General features: G+C 56.7%; 7 protein-coding genes. 6 read left to right on the forward strand and 1 reads right to left on the reverse strand.

Translation table 11 applies throughout. From position 1 onward, the window contains the following. The first annotated feature begins 136 nt into the window (after positions 1-136). The 3 genes from Q1J43_RS00570 to Q1J43_RS00580 all read left to right on the forward strand — a co-directional run bounded on the left by Q1J43_RS00570 (position 137) and on the right by Q1J43_RS00580 (position 2,725). Positions 137-475: a c-type cytochrome gene (locus Q1J43_RS00570; protein ID WP_301100338.1), complete on the forward strand. Its 339-nt coding sequence runs from the start codon at positions 137-139 to the stop codon at positions 473-475. An 82-nt stretch (positions 476-557) separates the two neighbouring features. Then, positions 558-1,460 carry an ROK family protein gene (locus tag Q1J43_RS00575; protein ID WP_301100339.1) on the forward strand — a complete coding sequence of 301 codons (903 nt, stop codon included), beginning with the start codon at positions 558-560 and terminating at the stop codon, positions 1,458-1,460. Between the two features lie 38 nt (positions 1,461-1,498). Then, complete coding sequence (locus tag Q1J43_RS00580; protein WP_301100340.1) at positions 1,499-2,725, forward strand: MFS transporter; 1,227 nt, start codon at positions 1,499-1,501, stop codon at positions 2,723-2,725. On the opposite strand, the gene Q1J43_RS00585 is transcribed toward Q1J43_RS00580, so the two are convergent. Continuing rightward, positions 2,717-4,051, reverse strand: coding sequence for an HD domain-containing phosphohydrolase (locus Q1J43_RS00585; protein WP_301100342.1), 1,335 nt, complete (start codon positions 4,049-4,051; stop codon positions 2,717-2,719). The two genes, Q1J43_RS00580 and Q1J43_RS00585, sit on opposite strands and share 9 nt — an antisense overlap. Before the next feature lie 258 nt (positions 4,052-4,309). On the opposite strand from Q1J43_RS00585, the gene Q1J43_RS00590 reads away from it, so the two are divergent. The 3 genes from Q1J43_RS00590 to Q1J43_RS00600 all read left to right on the forward strand — a co-directional run bounded on the left by Q1J43_RS00590 (position 4,310) and on the right by Q1J43_RS00600 (position 5,742). Further along, positions 4,310-4,615 (forward strand): type II toxin-antitoxin system HigB family toxin, encoded by a 306-nt coding sequence (locus Q1J43_RS00590; protein WP_301100344.1) that lies wholly within the window; start codon positions 4,310-4,312, stop codon positions 4,613-4,615. Between the two features lie 2 nt (positions 4,616-4,617). Next, on the forward strand, positions 4,618-4,998 hold the full coding sequence (locus Q1J43_RS00595) for a transcriptional regulator (protein ID WP_301100345.1): 381 nt from the start codon (positions 4,618-4,620) through the stop codon (positions 4,996-4,998). 492 nt (positions 4,999-5,490) lie between these two features. Next, positions 5,491-5,742: a hypothetical protein gene (locus Q1J43_RS00600; protein ID WP_301100346.1), complete on the forward strand. Its 252-nt coding sequence runs from the start codon at positions 5,491-5,493 to the stop codon at positions 5,740-5,742. Positions 5,743-5,907: the final 165 nt, after the last annotated feature.

The raw sequence follows: 5,907 nt of genomic DNA on the forward strand, positions 1-5,907 counted from the left end.
CACATCTATCTGGGCACCACCGGCAAGACCGTCGGCTCCATGTTCAAAATGATGTTTACCGGCTGGCACGAGCACGAGTGAGTCATTCTGAAAAAAGTCATTGATCAAGATGAACCCCACCAAAGGAGACTTTGAAATGAAAATTAAAGCCATTGCTGGCCTGCTGGGCCTGTCCGGCGCCCTCTTGTTTTCCCCGCTGGCGACCGCGACCGATGCGGACACAGCGCAGGCACTGGCCAAGAAGGAAGGCTGCCTGAAGTGTCACGCCATCGACAAGAAGAAGGAAGGCAAGCCGCTCAGAGAGATCAGCGCTAAGTACAAGGGTAAGCCCGATGCCGAAGCCAAACTCCTGCACCACATGACCGCCGGCGAGAAGGTGAAGCTCGATAATGGCACCGAGGAAGATCACAAGATCATCAAGACCAAGGACAAAGCTGAACTCGCCAATCTGATCGCCTGGATCCTGTCGCTTTAAGCAACGTGTTTTCGGGTGGCGCTGCACTCACTTCGATCGGATGAGCGCAGCGCATCCACCAATTCGGTAACGGAAAAACACGATGTTGCGACTTGGGATCGACCTTGGCGGAACAAAAACAGAAATCATCGCGCTTGACGGGGCGGGCCATGAATTGCTTCGGCGGCGGGTGCCAACGCCGCAGGGCGACTATTTGGGCACGCTGGACGCGGTGACCGGCCTGGTCGGAGCGATCGAAATGGAGCTTGGCCAGCGCGGCTACATCGGGCTAGGAATTCCTGGCGCCGAATCGGCTGACGGCGGATTGATCAAGAACGCCAACTCCACTTGCCTGATCGGCAGGCCGCTGCGCCGCGATCTGCAAACCCTGCTGCATCGCGAAATCCGCATCGATAATGACGCCAACTGCTTTGCTCTGTCCGAAGCCATCGATGGTGCAGGTCAAGGTGCCGACGTTGTCTTCGGGGCCATTCTGGGCACCGGCGTCGGCGGTGGCATCGTGGTGCACGAGCGGGTGCTCGCCGGCGCCAATCACATCGCCGGAGAATGGGGACACAATCCCTTGCCGATTCCCGAGGAGGAGACTTTGCCGCCCCCTCTTTGTTACTGCGGCCATCAGGGCTGCGTCGAAACCTGGCTGTCCGGCCCCGGGCTGGCCGCTGATCACGCCCGTCACAACGGCCAGACGTTGACGCCCGAGCTCATCGCAACTCGGGCGAGCCAGGCAGACACGGCCTGCGCGGCAACGCTGGCGCGCTATGCGCAGCGCCTGGCCAAGGCGCTGGCGCAGGTGATCAACATTCTCGACCCGCAGGTGATCGTTCTTGGCGGCGGGCTTTCAAACATCGATAGCCTGTACGTCAGTGTGCCCTCACTGTGGAGCCAATACATCTTTTCCGATCAAGTACGCACGCGGCTGTGCCGTCATCAGCATGGCGACTCGTCCGGCGTGCGCGGTGCAGCGTGGCTGTGGAACGGAAATTAATTAGAAAAACTTTACTGCAAAGCAGGTTGTTAATAAACATGCTCTGGATCAGACTTTTCCTGCCGTTCGCTGGCGCTTACTTCCTCTCCTACCACTTTCGAACGGCTAATGCCGTGATTGGCCCGCTCCTGAGCGATGAGCTGTCGCTCGGCGCAGCCGATCTTGGCCTGCTGACCAGCACCTATTTTCTGGCCTTCGGTGCCGCCCAGGTGCCGCTGGGGGTGTTGCTTGACCGCTTTGGTCCGCGTCGGGTCGAAGCGTCGTTGCTGCTAATCGCTGCCGCCGGTGCCGCCGTCTTTGCCTGTGGCGAGACAATTGGCGTCCTGGCTGTCGGCCGGGGGATGATCGGCCTCGGTGTCTCGGCCTGCCTGATGGCGTCGTTCAAGTCGTTTTCACAGTGGTTTCCACTCGATGAACAAGCCTCGCTGACCGGCTGGATCATGACTGCGGGAACGCTCGGCGCACTGGCGGCGTCGGCGCCGCTCGATGCCGCGTTGCATGTGGCCAGCTGGCGCGAGATATTTTTCGTTCTCTGCGCGCTCACGCTGACGGTCGCCGGCTGGCTGTTTCTCAGCGTTCCCGACAAACCGGGCACACTTCACCCCGAGCCGTTCTCGGCCCAGTGGGCGGGCGTCAGGCAGGTCCTGTCCAGCCGCAATTTCTGGCGTTTCGCCCCCCTCGGTTTCGCTCAGATCGGTGGTTTTATGGCCGTTCAAAGCCTCTGGTCAAGCGCTTGGCTGATTCAGGTCAACGGTTATTCGCGCTCGCTTGCCGCCGATCATCTGGCGGCCATGAGCTTGGCGATGGTGCTGGCCTACATTCTGATTGGCCTGTTGTCGACCGGGCTCGTGCGGCGCGGTATCGGGACGATCTATCTGCTCGGCGGCGGCATGTCGCTATCGCTGCTGACCCTGCTACTGATCATCACCCAGGCCGTTGACCAGAACTACCTGTTGTGGATGGGCTACGGAGTGTTTTCGAGCTTTGGCACGCTCGCCTACTCGCAGATGTCTGCCGGATTCCCGGTTGCCCTCTCGGGACGCGCTAATTCGACCTTCAACCTGATGGTGTTTCTTGGCGCCTTTGGCTTGCAATGGGGGATGGGTGTACTCATCGAGCTGCTCCAGGCCAGCGGGCACAGTACCGAAATCGCGCACCGTAATGCCTTCGCTGTGCTCTTCGTCCTTCAGGCAATGGCCTGCCTGTGGCTCATTTTTACTGGCGGATGCGCGGTTGAACGAGACAAACAAGGCGGATCAGGCTGACATGCTGAGCACGGAGACTAGTTCGGCGACCTGTGCCTGTTTGTTCCGACCCTGCTCTGTTCGCATGTAGACCTTGCGCGCCAGATGGCGCAGTCGCCAGTTGACCTCGGCGAGGACGAGACAGGTTTTTTCCATGAGCGTCGGGTCGGTCTCGAACACATCGAGTTGCGAGAGATCGTAAACCCCGGTTGCACGCAGACGTTTGTCCAGGTCGCGTATCGCAGACAGGGCAAAGCTACCGATACGGCCCAGGCCTGGCGTCATGACGGTGCTGGACAGGGTCTCGGCAAGCAGACGGGCCGACCTGATGCGCTGCAAGGTGGGCAAGATACGCTGTGCGAAACTGCCGCCGGTGCTGCCTGTGCCGACCTCGTTAAGCGGCGCGAGCGCCTTGGTGACAAAGGCTATGGCTTTTGGCGGGAACTCGTCGGGAACGATGGTCAAGGCGACCGCCACCCGTTCGCCCAGGCGCGAGCCGAGTTCAGAATCGCGCGCGAATTCACCCGTCACGTTGTTACCCATGACGATCGCCGACACGCAGTCGGCAAGGCCGTTCAGCATGCCCAATGGGCTCATGTTCGCTGCCGACAACTGGAAAGGATAACCATTGCCATCCTGACGTTCGTGATGCTGCAATACGCTGTCGGTCAGGGCGGGCGGGAAGTGCGTGAACGCCTTGAGGAAAGCTTGTCCGACAAGCGGGTGGGCGACGACGCGTTGCCATTCATTGGCGGTCAACTGGCGGTCGACATCGAGGAATTTCGGATCGATATATAACTCGCCGATGTCCTTAAGCAGCGCCGAGAGAATCAGCAGGTCGGTATCTTGGTCGCTAAGACCGCCGTCGTGGGCTAGACCCGCGCAAATGATCATCGCTGCCAGGTTGTTCTCGTAGTTGTTTTTCCTGAACCTTTTAGCCAGGGTCAGCAGCAGCTTCAGGGGACCGTGCAATGACATGTAGCTGATGCCGCGCAAGGCGACCTCGACACCACTACTCCCACCGAGCAGGGCTAGCGCCGGGATTTTGTTCATGAGCCCAAGACAATCGCTGGCGATGCTCTCCAGCGATGCGCCCTGCACGACATCCAGACAGGCTTCCAGAGGCTTCTGCAAGTGCCGATGCCCCAGCTTCGCCTGAATCGATCGGGAAACCGCGACGTCCCTGGCCAACAACTTCGTCCCGCTCTCATCAATGATGTCGGAAGAGACGATCACGTCTGCCTCTTCCGAGAGGCGGACGATGCTCTCCAGGCAGTGAGGATTCACCACACAGAAAGTTTTCCTGGCATTCGCAATGCCCTCGATCCTGTCCGTAATCTCCGACATTGACTGCTCCGTGCTTCCGACTGCACAGCGGCGCTCCCGACCTGCCTGTGCCGTGATGCATTCCAGTAAACAAAACCAGATGCTCTCAAAATTCGAGTCCGGAGTGTATCCGTAGTTTGCGCAGAAAACTGCGGGAAGTACGTAGGACTCCTATATTTATTCGGCTATATGCATTCTGAGGTTGGCATTAGCTCGGCTGGCTGGTGCATGGAATGGTTGGAAAGTTGACATATCCCAATATGGGACTAAACTCTACGCATGCACATCGTAGCCGTCAGATTCTTGAGAGCCTTCTGGGTAAAGAACCCGGATTCGGAGCAACCCCTAAAGTCATGGGTAGATGAAGCCAAGAAGGCAAGCTGGTCACAACCGGCCCAAATCAAGGAACAATACCGCAGCGCCAGCATCCTGAAGAACAAGTGCGTGGTGTTCAACGTCAAAGGCAACGACTATCGCTTAGTTGCGTCTATCGCATACCACTACCAGGCCGTGTACGTGAAATTCATCGGGACGCACAAAGAGTACGACGCGATTGATGCCGAAACCGTAGAAATGGAGGTTTGACCATGGAAATTCGCCCGATCAAGACCGAAGATGATTACAAGGCCGCTCTCCGTGACGTTTCTGCCTTCTTCGACAGTGAACCCGTGCCTGGCTCGGCAGAAGGGGATCGCTTTGAAGTGCTGATCACGCTCGTTGAAGCCTATGAAGCCAAGCACTACCCGATTGATTTGCCTGATCCTGTTGAGGCAATCAAATTCCGTATGGATCAGGCTGGGTTGACACCAAAAGACTTGGTGCCGTTTATCGGTCGCCTCAATCGTGTCTACGAGATTCTTAACCGGAAGCGCCCTCTGACCCTGAACATGATCTGGAAGCTAAATCAAAAGCTGGGTATTCCTGCTGAGTGCCTGATCCAGCCGCCAAAATTGCCATTGGCGGCATAAGCCCAACCATGTTTTGCACAAAACAAAGGGATTCCCGCTAGGCGTTTTTTGCCGATTTCAACCCTAGATTGCACATAGCCATTTATTCAAAAATGTGGCCGGATCTGATTGCGCTGTTCATGACACGATTGAGCGTCAGTCAGTGGCAACCCCACAAGGTTGTGTGTATGCTTAAACATTCCATTGCCTGGTAAATATTGAGTGCGTGTTCTGTTGCGTGGTCTTATGATTGTGTCGTACAAAGACTACGAAGCTATCCGTTAGAGTCTCGTTATCAGCAATGCCGTAATTATCCTTTAAAAATTAGCTCGCCAGCATATTAATTATTCGTCATTTTGCTTCAAAATTACCCCGCCGCATATACCTGTACAAAGAGGCTTTGTCGGCGTTTTCTACGCCGCCAGTTTGTACGTCGTATCGCAGTCTGCGTAGTTTGATTTACGCTGCTCACGCTTCTTATCCTATTGCCTTAGGAGAATTACTGTGCGCTCCATGAGACTACTTTCACTGTGTGCCGTTACTACGCTATTGGGCGTTTTTTCCATTGGCGCCAGTGCGCAGCAAAAACTGTTTGTCTACACCTCGATGAAGGAATCGATGATCGGCGACCTTAAAACGGCCTTCATCAAGCAATATCCCGACATCAAACTCGACTTTCAGTCCGCTGGTGCTGGCAAGCTGATGGCCAAAATTGCCGCTGAACGTGAATCAGGAAAAATCCTGGCCGACGTGCTATGGACGTAACCGGTAACTATCGGGCGTTATTGCCTAGGCGCGCAGACTGTGCAAAGGCGAGCGAAGCGGGTTGTCGGCGAAGAGTTGTTTCCAGACTCGGGGCGTAAGTTCGTTGGCACGGCTGGCCGGATGTTGCCCGACGCGCTGCAGGACATCGACCAGATAGTCATACGG

The organism is Propionivibrio sp. (assembly GCF_029255185.1).
In the GTDB taxonomy this organism is placed as follows: Bacteria; Pseudomonadota; Gammaproteobacteria; order Burkholderiales; family Rhodocyclaceae; genus Propionivibrio.